This window comes from Mesorhizobium sp. USDA 4413 (assembly GCF_056280365.1).
The window spans coordinates 3,453,517-3,468,554 of the sequence record NZ_JBVPRP010000001.1 but is presented as its reverse complement, the minus strand read 5'-3'; the positions used below and the strand labels follow the sequence as shown (position 1 = coordinate 3,468,554).

The 15,038-nt window shown below is 63.9% G+C and carries 13 protein-coding genes and 1 pseudogene; 5 read left to right on the top strand and 9 right to left on the bottom strand.

The features are described 5' to 3' along the window. Positions 1-73 precede the first annotated feature (73 nt). Positions 74-946, bottom strand: a complete 873-nt coding sequence (locus ACVMIM_RS16680; RefSeq protein WP_476113291.1) for a ferritin-like domain-containing protein — start codon at positions 944-946, stop codon at positions 74-76. 193 nt (positions 947-1,139) lie between these two features. Between ACVMIM_RS16680 and ACVMIM_RS16675 the strand changes: the two genes are divergently transcribed. Beyond that, the gene (locus tag ACVMIM_RS16675) at positions 1,140-2,525 is read left to right on the top strand and encodes an FAD-binding oxidoreductase (RefSeq protein ID WP_476113290.1); all 1,386 of its coding nucleotides are present in this window, start codon (positions 1,140-1,142) and stop codon (positions 2,523-2,525) included. A 108-nt stretch (positions 2,526-2,633) separates the two neighbouring features. On the opposite strand, the gene ACVMIM_RS16670 is transcribed toward ACVMIM_RS16675, so the two are convergent. Further along, the gene (locus ACVMIM_RS16670; protein ID WP_476113288.1) at positions 2,634-3,476 is read right to left on the bottom strand and encodes a BA14K family protein; all 843 of its coding nucleotides are present in this window, start codon (positions 3,474-3,476) and stop codon (positions 2,634-2,636) included. A gap of 415 nt (positions 3,477-3,891) precedes the next feature. Beyond that, positions 3,892-5,022, bottom strand: a complete 1,131-nt coding sequence (locus tag ACVMIM_RS16665; protein WP_476117260.1) for a KamA family radical SAM protein — start codon at positions 5,020-5,022, stop codon at positions 3,892-3,894. A 149-nt stretch (positions 5,023-5,171) separates the two neighbouring features. Between ACVMIM_RS16665 and ACVMIM_RS16660 the strand changes: the two genes are divergently transcribed. Continuing rightward, the gene (locus ACVMIM_RS16660) at positions 5,172-6,107 is read left to right on the top strand and encodes a hypothetical protein (protein ID WP_476113286.1); all 936 of its coding nucleotides are present in this window, start codon (positions 5,172-5,174) and stop codon (positions 6,105-6,107) included. A gap of 18 nt (positions 6,108-6,125) precedes the next feature. Here the strand turns inward: ACVMIM_RS16660 and ACVMIM_RS16655 are convergent. Next, positions 6,126-7,683: pseudogene (locus ACVMIM_RS16655) on the bottom strand (serine hydrolase). Between the two features lie 223 nt (positions 7,684-7,906). On the opposite strand from ACVMIM_RS16655, the gene ACVMIM_RS16650 reads away from it, so the two are divergent. Both ACVMIM_RS16650 and ACVMIM_RS16645 read left to right on the top strand, forming a co-directional pair. Then, entirely contained in the window at positions 7,907-9,565 is a 1,659-nt protein-coding gene (locus tag ACVMIM_RS16650; protein WP_476113285.1) for an acyl-CoA synthetase, read from the top strand. Between the two features lie 92 nt (positions 9,566-9,657). Continuing rightward, positions 9,658-10,551, top strand: coding sequence for a hypothetical protein (locus ACVMIM_RS16645; RefSeq protein WP_476113283.1), 894 nt, complete (start codon positions 9,658-9,660; stop codon positions 10,549-10,551). 37 nt (positions 10,552-10,588) lie between these two features. Here ACVMIM_RS16645 and ACVMIM_RS16640 read toward each other — a convergent pair whose 3' ends face one another. From ACVMIM_RS16640 to ACVMIM_RS16620, 5 genes are all read right to left on the bottom strand, one after another. Further along, entirely contained in the window at positions 10,589-12,013 is a 1,425-nt protein-coding gene (locus ACVMIM_RS16640) for a coiled-coil domain-containing protein (RefSeq protein WP_476113282.1), read from the bottom strand. A 412-nt stretch (positions 12,014-12,425) separates the two neighbouring features. Beyond that, a complete protein-coding gene (locus ACVMIM_RS16635; RefSeq protein ID WP_041001712.1) occupies positions 12,426-12,935 on the bottom strand; it encodes an Hsp20/alpha crystallin family protein in 510 nt (169 codons plus the stop codon). Between the two features lie 95 nt (positions 12,936-13,030). Beyond that, the gene (locus ACVMIM_RS16630; RefSeq protein ID WP_278050029.1) at positions 13,031-13,504 is read right to left on the bottom strand and encodes an Hsp20 family protein; all 474 of its coding nucleotides are present in this window, start codon (positions 13,502-13,504) and stop codon (positions 13,031-13,033) included. A 219-nt stretch (positions 13,505-13,723) separates the two neighbouring features. Continuing rightward, positions 13,724-14,002, bottom strand: coding sequence for an usg protein (locus ACVMIM_RS16625; protein ID WP_476113280.1), 279 nt, complete (start codon positions 14,000-14,002; stop codon positions 13,724-13,726). Between the two features lie 12 nt (positions 14,003-14,014). Further along, a complete protein-coding gene (locus tag ACVMIM_RS16620; RefSeq protein ID WP_476113279.1) occupies positions 14,015-14,362 on the bottom strand; it encodes a hypothetical protein in 348 nt (115 codons plus the stop codon). Between the two features lie 333 nt (positions 14,363-14,695). On the opposite strand from ACVMIM_RS16620, the gene groES reads away from it, so the two are divergent. After that, positions 14,696-15,010, top strand: coding sequence for a co-chaperone GroES (groES, locus tag ACVMIM_RS16615; RefSeq protein WP_476113278.1), 315 nt, complete (start codon positions 14,696-14,698; stop codon positions 15,008-15,010). Positions 15,011-15,038 lie beyond the last annotated feature (28 nt).

Genomic DNA, 15,038 nt, shown 5'->3' with positions numbered 1-15,038 from the left:
GACATGGAATGGCCGGCGACCAATGCAGCACAGCGCGGGTTGTGGGTCATCGTGGCCGGTTCCATCCTCGCGGCTAGGTGCTCTTGAGCGTGCCGTTCATCCCGTTCGGATAAAAGCCACCCTTGCTCACACCCGATTGATCGGTCAGATAAACAATGCGCAGCACCTCCTGCGGCGTCCTTGTGAAGGCAATCGCATCCGGCGTTGAGGGAACGAAGTTGGCCTTGCCGTCGACACGAATGCCCTGGTCTTTGTCATCGGGCCCGTCGATCTTGTCGCGCGCGTCGGAAACCGCATTCGCTGCCTTCCAGGCCTTCTCACCCATGCGATAGAGCGTCGACCGCGCCATCCCCATGTGATAGGCTTCGACCGCGAGAATTCCAGCGGCGGCGGCCAAGAATTCCTTATTCTTCAGGACAGTTGCCGCACCGGCGTAGGCGGTGACACCGACATCTTCGAACAGCATGCCGCCAAGCACGAAGTTCATCTGGTTGCCGAATGGGTCGAAGTCGGCACCGAGGCCGGCCGCCTTGGCGACCGCGGCGAAGCCGGCATCGAAATCGATCGCTGGCCGGTCCACCGCATTCGACCCAAGTGTCTTGCGATAGAACCTGACATGGGCAAGTTCATTTTCCGCGACCTCCCGCATGAATTCACCGAGCGCGGGCGTTTCGAAGGAAACCTTTTTGCCGCCGACCACATCGCCGGGCTTGGAACCGACATCTGAATCCTCGATGCCTTTTCCTGTGGTGCCGCGGAGGTAATATTCAGCTTCCATATATTCCAGGTTGAGGGCGAAGCGGAAAATGTCTTCGTCCTTTATGTCATCCTGTGCGAAAGCAGGCGAAACCGGGGCAACGCCGGTCGCTGAAGCGAGCGTCGCTCCGAGACCAATTTGCAATGCACCGCGGCGAGAAACATGAAGTGAAGGCGTGACACGGATCATAGCTTCCTCCCGAAGCCCGCCTATAAGCCGTCCTGGCCTCGAACGAGCGGGCCATCCCGCCAAACTCCGCTAAACGCAGAATGTTCCTGAACCGAGCCGCTAGGCTGGACCCGAGGGGCCATTGGCTTGCCAGAGTGACTCCCGAGCTGCGGTTCCTTTATAGGATAAGCTTCTTCTTCCGCCGGATCCCTTCATGAACCTCCTCCTCCCCTCCCTCCGTTCTGCCCTCCCCGCTGCCACCATCTGGGACGCTGCCGAGCTCGCCACCCGCGATCCGGGCTTCGATGCTCGCAATTTCGGCGCCTCGGCGCTGGTGCGGCCGCGCGATGTGCAGGGGGTCGCGGCGCCGGCTCGGTTCTGCGCGGAGCGTGGCATCAGCCTTGTCGCGCAAGGTGGGCGCACCGGGTTGGCGGGCGGAGCGGCGACGTCTTCCGGTCAGGTGATCTGCGATCTCGGCGGACTGAACCAGATCGAGGAGATCGACCCGTTCGCGCGTGTGGCGATCGTGCAGGCGGGAGTGACGCTGGGCGCGCTGCAGGAGGCTTGTGCCGTGCATGGACTCGACCCGGGCATCGATCTTGCCGCGCGCGGTAGCGCCACCATAGGCGGCATGGTTTCCACCAATGCCGGCGGCATCATGGCCTTTCGCAACGGGACAATGCGCCACCGCGTGCTCGGGCTTGAGGCCGTGCTGGCGGACGGGCGGGTGTTTTCCGACCTCACCCGGGTGCTCAAGACCAGCGCCGGCTACGACCTGAAGCATCTCTTCATCGGCGCGGAGGGCACGTTGGGCATCGTCACCCGCGTGGCGGTGCGGCTCGACCCGGTCGCCGGTGCCACCGCCACGGCGCTTGTCGGCGTGCCGGATGCGGCGAGCGCCCAACGCATCGTGCGGCATTTCCTGGCCTCGATCAGCGCCCGGCTCACCGCAGCCGAGATCCTGTGGCGCAATTTCGCTTCGCTGATGCAACGGGCGCTGGGCTATGCACCCGGCAGCCTGCCGCTCGACGCACCCTGCCTTCTGGTGCTGGGGCTCGGCGCCGACTCGATCGAGGCGGCAAGGGGCGCGCTGGAGGACGGACTGGCCGCGATCTGGGAAGAAGCCGGCATCATCGACGGGCTGGTTGCGAGCTCTGACACCCAGGCCGCCCAGATGTGGCGGCTGCGCGAGGAGACGGTTGAGATCGAGCGCGCACACCCGATGGCGCCCTCTTTTGACGTCTCGGTGCCCAGCGGTGCGCTGGACGCCTATGTTGCGCGCATCGAGGCCGCGTTGAAGAAGATCGACGCCTCATACGCGCCTTACGTCTATGGCCATCTTGCCGACGGTAACCTGCACATCTCCATCAATTGCGAAGGCCCGCTTTCGCATGAGCGGCACGGGGCGATCGAGGACGTGCTCTATGACGGCCTACGCGGGACCGGCGGCTCGTTCTCGGCAGAGCATGGGGTGGGGTTGGAAAAACGCGAGGCCTATGAGCGGCATGCGGATCCGGTGAAGCGGGATTTGGCGAGGGCGATCAAGGAGTTGATCGATCCAGGTAATGTGATGAATCCGGGAAAAGTGGTGAAGCTCTGAGGCGCTTTTGCTCGGCCCCATAAAATGGCGGTGAGATGGCTCCGCAAAGCCGAGGCGGAGCGGGAGCGCCTCTGAAGGAGTTGGAGCGAACCTGCGGTCAGGAAACCCCTACTCGCACTGTCGGCGCGGGCCCCCGTCGAAGGGCTGGTAAGTGTTGTCACGCGGGTCGTAGGAGCGATAGCGGCTGAAGCAGTAGTCGACATGGTCGGCGGAGACCGCACGGCCCTGTTGGCGAGCGGCTTCGGCCTCGGGTGAAATCTCTTCTGGCGGGCCGCCATAGGTGGTGGCGTAGCCGTCGCCGGACGCAGCGTAGCCTTCCATCTCGGCCTGGTCGTCGCTCATCCGGTCGCCACTCGCGGCACTCTGGCGGTCGTTTGCTGCTGTCTGATCGTTGGCCTGATCGTTCTGGCCGGTAGAAGCGGTGCGGTCCCCATTGGGGTCGTAATAGGGCGAGATGCAGGGGCGCAGCTCGCCGCTGTAGGAGCGGTAGCTGTTTTCCGCCGGGCGGTAGCTGCGATAGCGGGCGGCGCACCATTGCAGATGGGCAGCGGGCAGTTGCTGTCGCTGCGCCTGCCGATCGGACGCGGCCGGCTGCTGAACCGCGCTGGAATCTGTTGGAGGCTGGCCCGTCTGCGCCGCAGCGGACTCAGGCTGCCGTGACGCTGCGGGCGATCCAGGCGCGGCCACCGCCGCAGTCTGCAAGCCTTTATCGGGCTTCGACGACTCGCCGGCCTTGGCGGCGGTCGCCTGCTGAGCGGGAATGCGTTGAAGGTTCTGCTTCTGAGGATCGACGGGTTGGGCGTCCTTCGTCCAGAGCTCGGAAACGCCGATCGCGGGCGTCGCCTGGCGCACCGGCTTGGCGGCCAGCAGCCAAGTGGCGAAGGCAAGCCCACTGGCGAACACGGCGAGGGTTAGCACGAAGCCGCCGACAATTCCCAACAAAGCCTTCACGCAACGCTCCTTCAGCCCCCGCTCATAGAATGCGGGGCGCGGAATCCAGTTCCCAACGGGAAGAGGGCAATGTTGAGACCCGCCCAGCAGCAGCGGGAGAGCCCCGCATGCCCCGGGGAGAGGCAGGCGAGGCTCAAGGATCGCTAGAAGGGACCTAGCTTGGGACTTTCTCGGTACAGACTTTGATGATCCAAAAGGATCGAGCGCAGTGTCGCGCCTTTTCCGGCCCGCTGCATCGTGCAAACGCAGGAGTAACAGCACGTGATCCTTCGTTCACATGGTGCTGTTTTGACAAACTTCGACCCACGCTGGTCTCAGCCGGCGGGGGCCACCCGCCCGTCGGTCAGGCCCGGCAGCCGGCAAATTGCCCCAACAGGGCTGCCGGGCCGCGTTTGAGCGGCGGAGCCCCCCCGCTTCAGATGTCCGCCACCACCTCGGTATAGGCCCTCTCCTTTCCGTCCTGGCCGCGAATCCTCCACGTCTGCCCTTCCCGCCCCTCGATATGGCTCGCGGCCAGCGGCACCTTGCCGCCGCCCTCCGGCAGGTCGATGACGTAGGTCGGGTTGCAGATGCCGGAAAGCCGCCGGCGCAGTTCGGCGACGAGGGCCTGGCCTTCGGCTATCGTGGTGCGGCGGTGCGCCATGCCGCGCGCAAGGTCGCCGTGATGCAGGTAGTAGGGCTTTACGCCGAGCCTGTACATCAGCTCGCGGCAGAGTTCCTCCAGCACCTCGACCTTGTCGTTGACGCCTTTCAGCAGAACGCTCTGGTTGAGCAGCACGAAACCCGCCTGCCGCATGGCGCGGCAAGCCGCCTCGGCCGCCTGCGTGAGCTCGCGCGGATGGTTGAAGTGAGTGACCACGCTCACCATCAGCCGGCCTTGCAGCGCCTCGACCATACCGGGCGTGACGCGCGACGGCAGCGCCACCGGCACGCGGGTGTGAATGCGCAGAAGCCGCAGATGCGGAATCGCCTCCAGGCGGGCGCGGATTTCTGCCAGCGCCTTGTCGGGTAGCGACAGCGGATCGCCGCCGGTCAGGATCACCTCGCGGATTTCCGGGTGGCCTGCGATATAGGCCAGCGCCGGTTCAAGCGCCTCGCGCGTGTAGCCGCGGCCGAGGGAGGTCAGCGACTCCTTCCTAAAGCAGAACCGGCAATAGACCGCGCATTGATAGGTCGGGAACAGAAGCACGCGGTCGGCATGGCGGTGCGTCAGACGCGGCACCGGGCTGAAGGCATAGTCGCCGATCGGGTCGTCGAGCTCGCCTTCGGCGGCGACCAGCTCATCCGGCGACGGGATCACCTGGGCACGGATCGGATCGTTCGGGACGCTCCAGTCGATCAGGTCGAGATAAGGTTTTGGTACGCGCACCTTGTGCGCGGTGGCGGCTTCCTGCGCGGCGGCGCGCTCGGCGTGCGAGAGCGGCAAAGAGGCAAGGTCGCGGACATGGCGCACGCCAGCGCGGATGTCGGCTTGCCAGGCGGCATCATTTTTTTGGGCGGAATGAGGATCGGGCGCAGCGGCCGGTTCTCTGAGGTCTGAGGTCATCGGGATCTCGGGTGGCAATTCGGGCGGGATATCGGCCCAATGGGCGGCGGGGTCAATGGCGAGCGACGTCGCGGCGTCCAGCATGCCCCATAGGTATTTGAGCGAAATACCATTAGCCTTGGGCTGTCCGGGGCGTCGGGGCGACAGAAATGGATTTCAGCGCAGGCCATGGCTACCTCCTCATCGGCGGTCTCATCCTTGTCGGGGCCGGGCTGCTGATCATTTCGCTGATCGTCAATCTGCGCGTGGCGCACAGCGTGCGTGACGACGTGCGCCACCGCGAAAAACTGCTGGAATATTACCGCAACATTTTCTCGCAGTTGGGAGTGATCCTGATCGGCATCGGCGTCTCGCTGTTCATCTTCTTCTTCCAGCAGAACTACCAGGACCAGCGCAAACGCGAGACCGAGCTGCAGCAGGTGCTCGCCAAGCTCGCCGCGCGCGTTGCCCGCGGAGCCCCCGTCATCGAAACGCTCGGCGAGTTCGACGAGGTGCTGGACCAGGGAGGCGCCTATATCGGCCCCGAACTCGGCGGAAACAACGCCGCCATCAGCGCCAAGGGAGCCGAACTCGGCAAGCAGGTCGAAAAGATCCTGCTGGTCGAGCGCGATGTCGACATTCGCGACTTCGATATCCTGAACCTGTCGCGCGACCTCGAAAACACCTTCGTCGTCAACGAGCTCGATCCAACGCTGTGGTTCAACATCGTGCGCGACGAGAACGAGATCAAATACGCCATGACGCAGCTCGGCCTTGACTACAAGGACCTGAATGACGCCATCGGCGACGAGCCGGTCGAGGCGGCAGTCGCCAAGCCCGACAAGGAACAGAAGATCAAGCACGAGGTGCTCGACATATTCTATGACGCCGATCTGCTGCGCCAACGCAGCAGGCGATTCCTCGCCCGCGCCTGCTGGCTGTTCAGCAAGGGCAAGAGCTTCGTCGGTGCGACACCGGTCGAGGCGATCGAGGCCGACGCCAAGTCACACCAGGAATGGCTCGACCGATCGAAGCCGGTGCTGACGCAGTCGAGATCGGGCAGCGGCGATTGCTTCAAGTTGCTCCAGCATGGCCGGGCGTCCTGACCAAAGGGGCCGACGTGGTTAGTCCCCAACCCGCCGCAGCGTGCCCAGATGATTATCGTCGAGGAACCCGATGGTGATTGCCGATGCTTTGCCGTCCGGGCCGACGACAAAGCTTACGCCTGCCGGCCTGTCCGGGGTCTCGGCGTCGGGATAGGTCAGGAACAGATCACCGTCGAAATGTGTCAGCGAATAAGACCGCGCCCCGGCGGGCCCCATCTTGAGCAGCAGGCCGTCGCCCGCCCCCGATACGACCGCGTCGCCGATGAAGTCGTTGGCGTAGCGGCCGGCATAGGCGCCAGCCGGCCGAGGCGGCGTCGGCGGAGATGGCGGCCGGGCATAGGCGGCCTTTGCCGCCTCGACCGCAGGGCCGAACAGCCCGTCATAGATGCCGTTCCACGCCTCGATCCAATCCTTCTCGACTTTGCCGTCGAAGACGAGATCGGCGAAGCTGTCGGATAGTCCCTCGGGCACACCTGTCGGAAAAGCGTTGGCGAGAATGACGATGCCGAGCTTCTCCTCCGGAAAGATCGTCACCAGTGTGCGGGCGCCGACGCTGAAGGCACCGGCATGGCCCCAGCTCAGTCCGTGGCGGCCGAATTCGATGTTCCAGCCGAGGCCATAAAAGGATTCGCCGCCGGTGACCGGGTTCTTGCCGCGCGTCATAAGGGGCACGTGGGTCTGGTCCAGCGCATCGGCGGCAATCAGCTTCTTGCCGGCATAGACGCCGTCGCCGAGCAGCAGGCGGACCCATTGCGCGAGATCGCGGGCGGTGGAGTTGACGCCGCCGGCGGGCGCCTGAGCGTCCGGATCGCGCTTGACCTTGGCGGCCCAGGCGCCGTCGACCCTGACGTGGAGCGCGGCACGATCGGCGTGCTTGAGGAAATCCGCATGGCGGGAGCTGGTCGAAGCCATTCCTAGCGGACGATAGAGCTTCTCCTCGGCGACTTCTTCCCAGGGCTTGCCTGTCGGCCTGGCGGCCGCGATGGCACCTTCGGTCAGTCCGAAATTGGAGTAGGAGTAGCCGGCGCGAAAGCTCGACGATGGCGGCACGAAGCGCAGGCGGTGGAGGATCGTGGCGCGATCGTAGCCTATGTCCTCGAGATCGTCTCCGGCGGTGCCCGGAAGTCCGCTGCGATGCGAGAACAGGTCGCGGATGGTGAGTTCACTCGTTGGATAGGGATCGGCAAGCCGAAAGGCCGGGTCGAGGTCCGCGATCTTGGAATCCCAGGATATGGCTCCGTCGCGTGACCAGCGCGGCTACGACCGTCGCCGAGACCGGCTTGGAGAGCGAAGCGATCTGGAACACCGTGTCGGCATCGACTGCCTCCGGCTTTCCGACTTCGCGATGACCAAACCCCTTGAGGAAGAGCACCTCGTCATTGTGCACGACGGCGATGGCGAGGCCGGGAACACCGCCATTGGCGACGGCGTCTTGCGCCAACATTTCGAGCTTCGATAACGCAGCGGTGATCCGCTCCGGTGTGACTGGGTCGGCCGCCGCCACATGGGACCAAAGGGCGAGCCCGGCTGCCACAGCCCAAATTCTCAAATGACAGAGATTCCGATCAAGCCGCATGCGCGCCCTCCCCTCCCTGCACTCACCAGGCCATAGTACAGGGTGACGCGCACGCGGCCAATCCTTGCACGTCCATCCTCGGAGCTTCGGACGATTAGCCGGGAAGGAAACGCTGGTGAGCCAGGGGCTCGACTTTCGCCGCAATCGACCCGCGCCCTCTTTTCAGGCAATCTCACCCAGCGGCGATCATGGGGAGATGATCCGCCGCCGAGGGAGGACAGCCATGATCAAGACGCAGGCGCTGCCGCGCTATGAGGATGCCGTTCGGCGCTTCCGCATCGAGGACGAGATCGCGCGGCTGCATGGCGATCCCGCGACCGGCATCAACGCCTATGTCGAATGTTGCGGCCGCTATGCAGGCCAAAATCGGCTGGCGCTGCGCGCGATCTCGGCCGCCGGCGAACTGCGCGAATACTCCTTCGACGATCTGGCAGACATGTCTGGCCGCGTCGGCACGATGCTGAAGGCGCTTGGCGTTGGTCCCGGCGATGTCGTTGCCGGCATGCTGCCGCGCATTCCGGAACTGGTGGCCCTGATCCTCGGCACGTGGCGTGTCGGCGCTGTCTACCAGCCTCTGTTCACTGCCTTCGGACCGAAGGCGGTCGAGCATCGTCTCAGCTACAGCAAGGCGAAGCTGGTGGTGACCAACCCCGCCAATCGCGGCAAGCTCGACGAGGTGGGCAAGCATCCGCGCATTGCCACCATCCTGGGCCCCGGTGACGTCCTGCGCGCCGGCGATGTCGATTCCCGCGCCGCCCTCGCCGCCGCCTCCCCCGACTGCGAACCGGTGATGCGCAAGGGGTCGGACCTGTTCATGATGATGTCGACCTCCGGCACGACCGGGCATCCGAAGGGCGTGCCGGTGCCGCTCAGCGCGCTGCTTGCCTTCGGCACCTATATGCGCGACGCGATCGGGCTCACGCCCGACGACGTGTTCTGGAACATCGCCGATCCCGGCTGGGCCTACGGGCTCTACTACGCCATCACCGGGCCTTTGCTGCTGGGCATCGCCACCACCTTCTACGAAGGCGCCTTCAACGCCAAATCGACCTACGACATCATCGAGCGCCTCGGCGTCACCAGCCTTGCCGGCTCGCCGACGGCCTATCGCCTGCTGATGGCGGAAGGACCGGAGGCAGCCGCGCGCGTCAAAGGGAAACTGCGCGTGGTGAGCAGCGCCGGCGAGCCGCTCAATCCGGAAGTGATCCGCTGGTTCGACGCCAACCTCGCCGCGCCCATCCACGACCATTACGGCCAGACCGAGAACGGCATGATGGTCAATAACCACCACGGACTTAGGCATCCTGTCCGCGCGGGCTCCGCCGGCTTCGCTATGCCGGGTTATCGCATGGTGGTGCTGGATGACGAAGGCAACGAACTCGGCCCCAACCAGCCCGGCGTGCTCGCGGTCGACATCGCGAACTCGCCGCTGCGCTGGTTCGGCGGCTACCACGAGGCGGAGACGCCGGCGATCGCGGGCGGCTATTACCGCACCGGCGATACGGTGGAATATGAGCCGGACGGCTCCGTCTCCTTCATCGGCCGCGCCGACGACGTCATCACCTCGGCCGGCTACCGCATCGGGCCGTTCGATGTCGAAAGTGCGCTGATCGAGCATCCGGCCGTCAACGAAGCGGCGGTGGTCGGCGTCCCCGATCCGCAGCGCACCGAGATCGTCAAGGCCTTCGTGGTGCTGGCGCCCGCCTTCAGGGGCAGCGAAGCACTGGCGGAGGAACTCGCCCAGCATGTGAAGAAGCGGCTGTCGGCGCATTCCTATCCGCGCGAGGTCGAGTTCGTCAGCGAGCTGCCGAAGACGCCGAGCGGCAAGATCCAGCGCTTCCTGCTGCGCAAGGCCGAGGTGGAGAAGCGGAAAGCGGAATAAAGATTTGCCTCCCTCGATTTCCGCCACGCAAAAGCCGCCAAGTCGGGCGATGGCTGCCAAGGGCATTTGATCGCTAACCTTGGGGTTGCAGCATGCGGTTGATCTTTACGCTTCTCTTTGCACTGACGGACAGCACGGCACTCGCCGCCTCGCCGGAAGACGATTATATCGCCGCGCGCGACAAGGCGATCGCCGATATCACCGCGCAGGAAAGCTCCAATACGGCCATCGAAACCATCGACGCGCAGAACGAGAAGGCGCTGGCCGATCTCCAGCAGCGTCTCGCCGCCATTCTCGGCCCGCTTTCGGTCAAGGGTTTTCCGGCGACCGGCACCAACAACATCGAGAGCCTGAACGCCTCCGACATCGGCTACGGCATGCTCGACGGGTTACGGTATGCCCAGAGCGACGACGGCCCCAGCATCGTCGTCTCGACGCGTGGGCTGACCGAGCGCTGGCTCCAGTCCAAATCGGCCGAGACGGAAGCGGATTTCAAGCTGCCCACCGACATCGGCGCGGCGCTGAAGCTCGATGGTTTCTACACTCAGGCCATCGGCAGTGACGCCGCCTTCTCCGGCACCCTCGACTTTTCGCTGAAGAAGCCTGACGGCGCCGACATGGCGGTCGCCCGGCTCGGCGGCTGGACGCAGGATGTCGGGCCGATCTACGACCAGCATGTGGTGGTGGCGGTCGTGAAAGGCGACCGCGTGCTGATCGCCGAGGCGCCAGCCTCGCCTGCGGTGCCGAAGATCGCGGCCTGCGATTCGATCTGGGCAGCCGCCGACGCCGCAGCGCAGAAAGCCCAGCAGGCCGATCAGGGCTCGGATCAGGACGACCCGCAGGTTTCCGATCCAGCAAACGCTGCCTGGGAGAAAGGCGACGCCGACTACCGTGCCTGCATGGCCCAGCGCCTGCCCGGCGATCCTTCCTTCCCGGCGCTGCTCAAGCAGGCGCAGGACCTCGCCGACGACATGGCGGGGAAATAGCCGGCCAGAGCGATCTCCGAAACTGCGCAGAAATTTCTCAGCTTCCGTTCGCCCGCATGTTGCGCCGGGGGACACGCCGCGGGGCGGGACGCACCGTTTCCGCGATGATCCCATTGGCTTGAGGCGCGCCATCCTTGCGCGACCTCGCGTCGGTCACCCGATGCAGGCGCTCGTAAGGCAGCAATTCCCGGATGCGGGCATTGAGCGCTTCGACCTCGGCGCGCAGATCCTCGCATTCCTGCTTCTGGATATCGAGCTGGATTTGCTCGGAAGCCTGTTGCAGCGAAAGCTGTGAGAGATTGGTGGTGACTACCGACAGGTTCTTCTTATCGGCGTCGCTCTCGTCCTTGAGTACGGCGAGCCTTTCCTCCGCAATCTGGCGTTCGGTGGCAGCGTCGCTCAACTGCGCCTTGAGCCTGGTGATTTCGGCCGTGGCTTCGCCATTGTCGGTCGAGACCTGATCCAGACGCGACTGCAGCTCCTGGATCTCGGCACGCAAACCGCGCATTTCCGCCTGGCTGCGCGCCAATTCGGCGGCGCTGTCGCTTTCGGCGATCCGCGCCGCCTCGGCTGTTTCGGCAAGCTTGGCCTGAGTTGCCTCCAGCGCCTTCTGCAGCCGCGTCTCTTCCTTTTCGTGGTTGCCGAGTTGAGCCATCAGCTCGGCGATATGGGCGGTTTCGCTGGCGTGGGTTGCCGCGAACTCGTCGAATTTGTGCCGGGCCTCCGCCTCGCGCTTTTGCGCCTGCTCCAGATCTACCGCCAGGCCGACCTGCTTTTCGCGCAGCAGCTTGTTCTCGGCGCCGCGCCTGTCGACTTCGACGGTCTTGGCGGTCAGGACCTTGACGATCTCGCCGAACTCCTTCTCGCGCCTGGCGTTCTCATTGCTCATCTCCACCAGCTCCAGGCGCACGGCCGCCAACGCGGAGCGCAACTGCTCCCGGTCTTGAACGAGGCTCGCCTCGCGCTGCTGCCAGGCCTCGGCCGCGCCGTCGCGCTCACGCTGCTTGCGTGCGGCGTCGAGCAATTGTTCCGAGAGCGCCTTGTGCTCGGTGGTGAGCGCGAGGTTTGCCAGCTCCAGCTCGTTGGAACGCAACACGTCGCGATGAAAGACATTGAGGATTTCGCGCGTCATATGATGCGCGGTGGCGATCTCCGCCAGTTTCGCCTCGATCTCCTGCAGATGCCCCTGCCCATCGCGGAAAAGCCCGGCAACCGCCTCCAAGGCGGCGAGCCGCGTCTGGGTATGTGGCGTCAGCCGCGATGGAGCTGCCTCGGGCTGAGCTTCGGGCGGCGGATTCTCATCGCTTGCCACCAGTTCCTGGCCGGCAACGACATCATTCTCCGCCGGCGGCTGTTCATCATCTTTAAGAACGTCCTCGAATGCTTCCGCCAGATCCGATTGCAGTTCCTGAAATTCCTTATCGACGTCCTCGGCCCGTTTGATCAGAGACTTGAAATTCATCACGACACATCCCTTACGCTCAACGACATACCTTTTACGCTCGCCCCGGACGTACTTAACGAATTGCTAATCTATCCCTTTACCTTCCGTTCGGGAAGCCTCTGCAAAGGAACCAAAATTAAGGTTATCGTCGTTTCAATCCATGCGGATCCGCAGCCGAGTGATCCCCTCTTCCGCTCCCACCATGTGTTAATCGGCAGGGCTAAAAGCAGGCGCTGCAAAGGAGAAAGACAGCGAGCTGTTTGTCATCATTCACATGACCGATGCGAAGACGTCTGAACAAAAAAGAGAAGTTCCCGCTTTTTAGGATTTCTCTGTCCTCGGCGGCCTGCGCTGCGCGAGCGTCCGGTCGCCGCGGTTCTTAGGGATTGCGACGCGGGAGGCGCATCGACCGACCTCCCGCGTCGATGCATCAACTCTTGATGTCGATGCGCTTGACCTGCGACTGGGCCTTTTCGCTCTTCGGCAGGGTGACGGTCAGGACGCCGTTCCTGAAGCGCGCCTCCACCTCGTCTTCTTTGACCTCGTAGCCGACCGGGATGCGGCGTTCGAAGTGGCCATAATAACGTTCGGAGAACTGTCTATCCTTGTCATCCGTCTCGGAGCGTTTTTCGCCTCGCAGCGTCAGCACACCGTCGTCGAGCAGAACCTCGATGTCTTTCTGTTCGAGGCCCGGCACCTCGGCCATCACCTTGATCTCCTTCTCGCCGTTGGAGATCTCGACGCTGGGCCAACCAGCGCCGACGGCGGAAACACCGCCAAAGGACGGTAACCGGCTGTCGAAGCCGCGGAAGACATCGTCGAACAGGCGGTTCACCTCACGATGCAGCGACAGGAACGGATCGCGCTCGCCGTCGCGGAACAAGCTTGGAACCTGGTTGCCGCTGCTCCGGCCCCAGGGAATCAGATCACGGACGCTCATGCTTTCCTCCTTTCTGTTCACCGGCTTGCAAAAGCTTCCTGCCGCGCCGGGCAATGTGCCCGGCGCGTTGCGCGGATTCGCTGACAGGCGGCTCCTCAGGCGGCCTGCTTCTCGCCTTCGATCTTCTTCGTTGCGCCTTTGGGCGCCTTGTCGGCTGCGATCTCGATCCGGCGCGGTTTCATCTCTTCGGGAATCTCACGCTTCAGATCGATCGTCAGCAGGCCATTCACCAAGCTGGCACCGACGACTTTGACGTGGTCGGCAAGCTCGAAGCGGCGCTGGAATGCGCGACCGGCGATGCCGCGATGCAGGTACTCACCCTTATCCTCGCCGGCTTTCTGGCCTGAGACCATGAGCATGTTCTGCTCCTGGGTGATGGCCAGCTCGTCCTGCGCGAAGCCTGCCACCGCCATGGTGATGCGGTAGTCGTCTTCCGCGGTCTTGGCGATATCGTAGGGCGGCCAATTGTCGACGGTGTCGATCCGGCTCGCCGTTTCGAGAGCGTTCAGCATTCGGTCGAAACCGATGCTCGACCGGAACAGGGGACTGAAGTCAAACGTGGTTCTCATAGCTACATCCTCCATTGAGCAACATAGATACGAGGGGCGCCAAGGAAGCGGCGCCCCTTGACCTTGCCGGTCTCTCAAGCACCGGCGAAATCGATCTGGGAATTCAGGGCCGGGACGTCAAGGCCCAGCCCGGAAGCCGCTTTCAACGTCGTGAAAAAGTCTTCGCCTGCATGCGGAAGAGCGGCCGCACGACGAGCGCCTTGGCGGCGGAGCCGATCTTCAATGGATCGCGATGATCCCGTCGACGGCCCGCCATTCCGATGGCCTGATGAGCCGATGATGGGCGACGCGGACAGAATGCAAGACGCCTGCCAGCTCGCGCTCCCAAAATCCCAGAAAACCCCTCAGCGTGGGGAAATCCGGGGCCAGATCATAGTCCTGCCACACGTAGAGCTGGAGCAGGCTGGGATGGTCGGGCAGATGGTAGTGGATCTCGGCAGTGGTCAAGCCATAGCCATTCATCTGCAAGCGGAATTCCGCGCTGACCGTGCTCGCCATCGCCTTGGGCCCTCACGCGCTCAGCCGGTCGACCAGTTGCCGGTGGTCCTCATCGGCAGGACCGGTCGGCAGCGGAGCGAGCGCATCCAGCCGGCGCAGCGCATCCATGATCTCGTCGAAGGAGACCGGCCGTTCGGCCCCTGGCGGCTGGCGCAGCGCCGGCATCGATTCCACGGCGCAGGCGTCGGATGCCCAGGACGAAAGGATCGCCCGCTTTTCCCAAATGTCGAGCGAGCTGTCCTCCAGCACATCCTGCGGGTGCTGGAAATGGCTGGCCGGGGACAGCAGCCGGTCGAGCGAAAGGTCTGATATTTCGGGAGCTAGGGAAGGAATGATCGGCGAAAGTGTCTGTCGGTCCATTTCTGTCCTCCGTCTCCAAAAACTCCTTGCTGTTTCAGGATTCAATTTCTCCGCAGACCCGGCGCTGCCGGGCGCCGATAATTTTGTTCAGCTCAATCGCAAATTCAAGCCTCTCCCTTATCGGCCCGATCGAATTTACCGCATGTTTTCAGCGCGCTAGCACTCCATGGTCGAGAGTGCCAAAAATTTTGCGACACCCCCTTGAAAGTAGAAGAAGGCAAAATTAGCTCGACATGCGCGCGATGCCGAAAGGGTCGCGCGAGCCCCGCTCCGGTCCTGCCGGTCCGGAGCGGAGGAACCTCTCGCAATCTGTTTGTCCTGAAGGAGAACGATATGACGTTCCGTCCATTGCATGACCGTGTACTCGTCCGCCGCATCGAGGCCGAAGAGAAGACGGCCGGCGGCATCATCATTCCCGACACTGCCAAGGAAAAGCCGCAGGAAGGCGAAGTCATCGCCGCCGGCCCGGGCGCCCGCGACGAGAGCGGCAAGCTCGTGCCCCTCGACGTGAAGGTCGGCGACCGCATCCTGTTCGGCAAGTGGTCCGGCACCGAGATCAAGCTCAACGGCGAGGATCTGCTCATCATGAAGGAAAGCGACGTGATGGGCGTGATCGAACAGGCCGCGACGCTGAAGAAAGCCGCCTGACCGGGGCTTCTATCGAACCGCAACCCAG

Bases quoted from the DNA above. Each gene is read 5' to 3' on its own strand.
- ACVMIM_RS16680 (WP_476113291.1), bottom strand. From the start codon at position 946: ATGATCCGTGTCACGCCTTCACTTCATGTTTCTCGCCGCGGTGCATTG.
- ACVMIM_RS16675 (WP_476113290.1), top strand. From the start codon at position 1,140: ATGAACCTCCTCCTCCCCTCCCTCCGTTCTGCCCTCCCCGCTGCCACC.
- ACVMIM_RS16665 (WP_476117260.1), bottom strand. From the start codon at position 5,022: ATGACCTCAGACCTCAGAGAACCGGCCGCTGCGCCCGATCCTCATTCC.
- ACVMIM_RS16660 (WP_476113286.1), top strand. From the start codon at position 5,172: ATGGATTTCAGCGCAGGCCATGGCTACCTCCTCATCGGCGGTCTCATC.
- ACVMIM_RS16650 (WP_476113285.1), top strand. From the start codon at position 7,907: ATGATCAAGACGCAGGCGCTGCCGCGCTATGAGGATGCCGTTCGGCGC.
- ACVMIM_RS16645 (WP_476113283.1), top strand. From the start codon at position 9,658: ATGCGGTTGATCTTTACGCTTCTCTTTGCACTGACGGACAGCACGGCA.
- ACVMIM_RS16640 (WP_476113282.1), bottom strand. From the start codon at position 12,013: ATGAATTTCAAGTCTCTGATCAAACGGGCCGAGGACGTCGATAAGGAA.
- ACVMIM_RS16635 (WP_041001712.1), bottom strand. From the start codon at position 12,935: ATGAGCGTCCGTGATCTGATTCCCTGGGGCCGGAGCAGCGGCAACCAG.
- ACVMIM_RS16630 (WP_278050029.1), bottom strand. From the start codon at position 13,504: ATGAGAACCACGTTTGACTTCAGTCCCCTGTTCCGGTCGAGCATCGGT.
- ACVMIM_RS16625 (WP_476113280.1), bottom strand. From the start codon at position 14,002: ATGGCGAGCACGGTCAGCGCGGAATTCCGCTTGCAGATGAATGGCTAT.
- ACVMIM_RS16620 (WP_476113279.1), bottom strand. From the start codon at position 14,362: ATGGACCGACAGACACTTTCGCCGATCATTCCTTCCCTAGCTCCCGAA.
- groES (WP_476113278.1), top strand. From the start codon at position 14,696: ATGACGTTCCGTCCATTGCATGACCGTGTACTCGTCCGCCGCATCGAG.